At 45.7% G+C, this 2,474-nt stretch carries 3 protein-coding genes and 1 pseudogene; 2 read left to right on the plus strand and 2 right to left on the minus strand.

Annotated features, from left to right (window positions below; all coding sequences use genetic code 11):
* Window positions 1-86 (minus strand): transposase (locus Q8W22_RS16540; protein ID WP_305453100.1); only part of this gene is annotated, 86 nt, incomplete at its 3' end.
* A 383-nt stretch (window positions 87-469) separates the two neighbouring features.
* On the opposite strand from Q8W22_RS16540, the gene abiEi reads away from it, so the two are divergent.
* Both abiEi and Q8W22_RS16550 read left to right on the plus strand, forming a co-directional pair.
* Window positions 470-994 (plus strand): type IV toxin-antitoxin system AbiEi family antitoxin, encoded by a 525-nt coding sequence (gene abiEi, locus Q8W22_RS16545; protein WP_305453098.1) that lies wholly within the window; start codon window positions 470-472, stop codon window positions 992-994.
* 28 nt (window positions 995-1,022) lie between these two features.
* Window positions 1,023-1,910 (plus strand): nucleotidyl transferase AbiEii/AbiGii toxin family protein, encoded by an 888-nt coding sequence (locus Q8W22_RS16550; protein WP_305453099.1) that lies wholly within the window; start codon window positions 1,023-1,025, stop codon window positions 1,908-1,910.
* Window positions 1,911-1,923: 13 nt separating this feature from the next.
* Here the strand turns inward: Q8W22_RS16550 and Q8W22_RS16555 are convergent.
* Window positions 1,924-2,474: pseudogene (locus tag Q8W22_RS16555) on the minus strand (IS3 family transposase); the annotation flags it as partial.

Here is a 2,474-nt window from a genome sequence, read left to right on the forward strand (position 1 = left end):
TGGGGAATCGTGTAACCTTGATCCAGCACCAGGCTGGCTGCTTCCTGTTTGAACTCAGGAGAAAAAGAACGTCGCTTTCTGGTCATCAGGCACCTCGTTTATGGTGGCGATATTACCACCTACGTTGGTGTCCGGAATCATTGAACCACTACAAAAGCTTGAATGCCTACCTCTTGAATGCCTACCTATAGGTCTACAGGTTATTACCTATAAAGTAATGTTGTGTAGACCAAAACCTTGCACAAGTCTAATGCCAGGTCTACACTAAGTGACTTATTTAGTAACTTAGTGTAGACCTATGGCAAAATCTGATGAGCTACTAAATGTATTCGCGAAAGCGGTTCGTGCCCTATAGACTATAGATCTACAGATTATTACCTATAAAGTAACGTTGTGTAGACCAGAACCTTGCACAAGTCTAATGCCAGGTCTACACTAAGTGACTTATTTAGTAACTTAGTGTAGATCTATGGCAAAATCTGATGAGCTACTAAACGTATTCGCGAAAGCGGTTCGTGCTGGCGGAGGTGTTCACAGTGCAGCTGAGCTGGCTTTTATGTTGGGTGTGCCATGTGACCCGGCTTTTAGAAAACTCCTAGCAGATAGCGTAAAGAAGGGATTGCTAAGACGGCTGGTGAAAGGTTTCTATGAAAGTATGATTACTCCTCCTGAGCCTGAGACCGCCATTTATAAAATCATCAAAAAGTTACGTAGTGGCGTATTGAATTACATCAGCTTAGAAAGCCAGCTCAGTCATACCGGCGATATTTCGCAAATTGTGATGGGCAGGATCACGGTGGTGACTAAAGGTCGAAGTGGGTGTTTTGATACGCCTTATGGCGTGATCGAGTTCACCCATACTAAAAGGCCCATCGATCAAATCACCCCTAATTTGTATTATGACCCCGACATAAAAATGTATCGCGCATTTAAAGAGCAAGCGGTTGCAGATCTAAAGCACTGCCGCCGTAATCTACATATGTTGGAGAGCTAAGTATGGGGGAGTGTGTAGGAGATAAAGTATGCTGAAGCAACAAATTCACCAAATCGTACAGTCAAACCCTGACTATGCAGCAGTCTCGCCCGTGATAGAAAAAGAGATCTTGCATCATGACATTATGGACGTGCTGATCAAGCAAGGTGTTATGCAGCGATTAACCTTTATTGGCGGCACCTCATTACGCATGTGTTACAACAGCAGTAGGTTGTCAGAAGATCTTGATTTCAACGGTGGCCATGACTTCAAACCATCCGAGTTTGAGGGGTTGGAGTCCGAGATACAGACTTATATTCAAAATAAGTATGAAACTGAAGTTTGGGTAAACAAGCCCTCTGGCGAGCAGCAAGGGGATACTGTTTCGTGGAAGATTAGTATCGTGAAAGAGCCTAATCGTCCTGATTTACCAAGACAAAAAATGCATATTGACGTCTGTGCAATACCCTCATTCGATATCGAAAAGCGTCCGTTAATCAATCACTACGACATTGTTGTGCCGACTGAAGGCATCCTGGTTCCTGTTCAATCATTACAAGAAACACTGGCTGATAAGCTTATTGCGTTAGCGTATCGAGCAAGGCGTATTAAGCCTCGTGATATCTGGGATATTATTTGGATTAAGCAGCGCGGAATTGATTTATCCAAGATGTTGGTTGAAAAGAAACTCAACGCCCGACAAAAGCAAATAGATGACTTTCGACAGGCGCTGTCTACTGCGTTAACCAAGCTAATGTCGGAAGAGGAAGTACACAATGACTTTAATATGGAAATGAGTCGTTTTATCCCTAAAAAAATTAAAGAAAGAACCTTAGATAACCCAGAGTATTGGGCATACGTTCAGGGTGAGGTAAAAGCCATCGCGTCTGAATTACTTCATGATGGCAAACCAAAAAATCCATTTGATATGGGCTAGTTCTGTGTAGTGGTCAACTAATCCCGGACAGTATTTTAAAGTTTTCCTCAGCTGCAACGGGCGAAATGCCGTCGTTGAATGTATGAGGTCGCTGCCGGTTGTAGTAGTCCATCAGATAACCACCAACATCCTTCTTGGCCTCGGCTAGGTTGCGATAGCCTAGGGCCGGTATCCACTCAGACTTCAGACTTCGGAACAGTCTTTCCATCGGTGCGTTATCCCAGCAGTTGCCACGGCGGCTCATGCTTTGATCCGATCGGGTTGCTCTACTGCAAACTCACGGTCCAGATGGTTAGGAATATCTGGCCGTTCAACGGTGGCCTGCTTGTAAGCGTGAGGGCCTGGCTGCTTACAGATCAGGCTCAGCTCGCTCATAAGTCGTCGAACCTTGAAACGACCGACGGCAGTGCCTTCCTCCCGGAGCAAGCCTTTGATTGTCCGGCTGCCGGCAGAGCTTCGGCTCTTGGTGAACAGGCGGTTTACCTGAGCCCTCAGGGCCATGCGCTCCACATCAATGTGGTTCCGCCGATGGCGGTACTCGTAATAGCTGGAACGGCTGATATC

The organism is Oceanobacter sp. 1_MG-2023, from assembly GCF_030689025.1.
Classification (GTDB): domain Bacteria; phylum Pseudomonadota; class Gammaproteobacteria; order Pseudomonadales; family Oceanobacteraceae; genus Oceanobacter.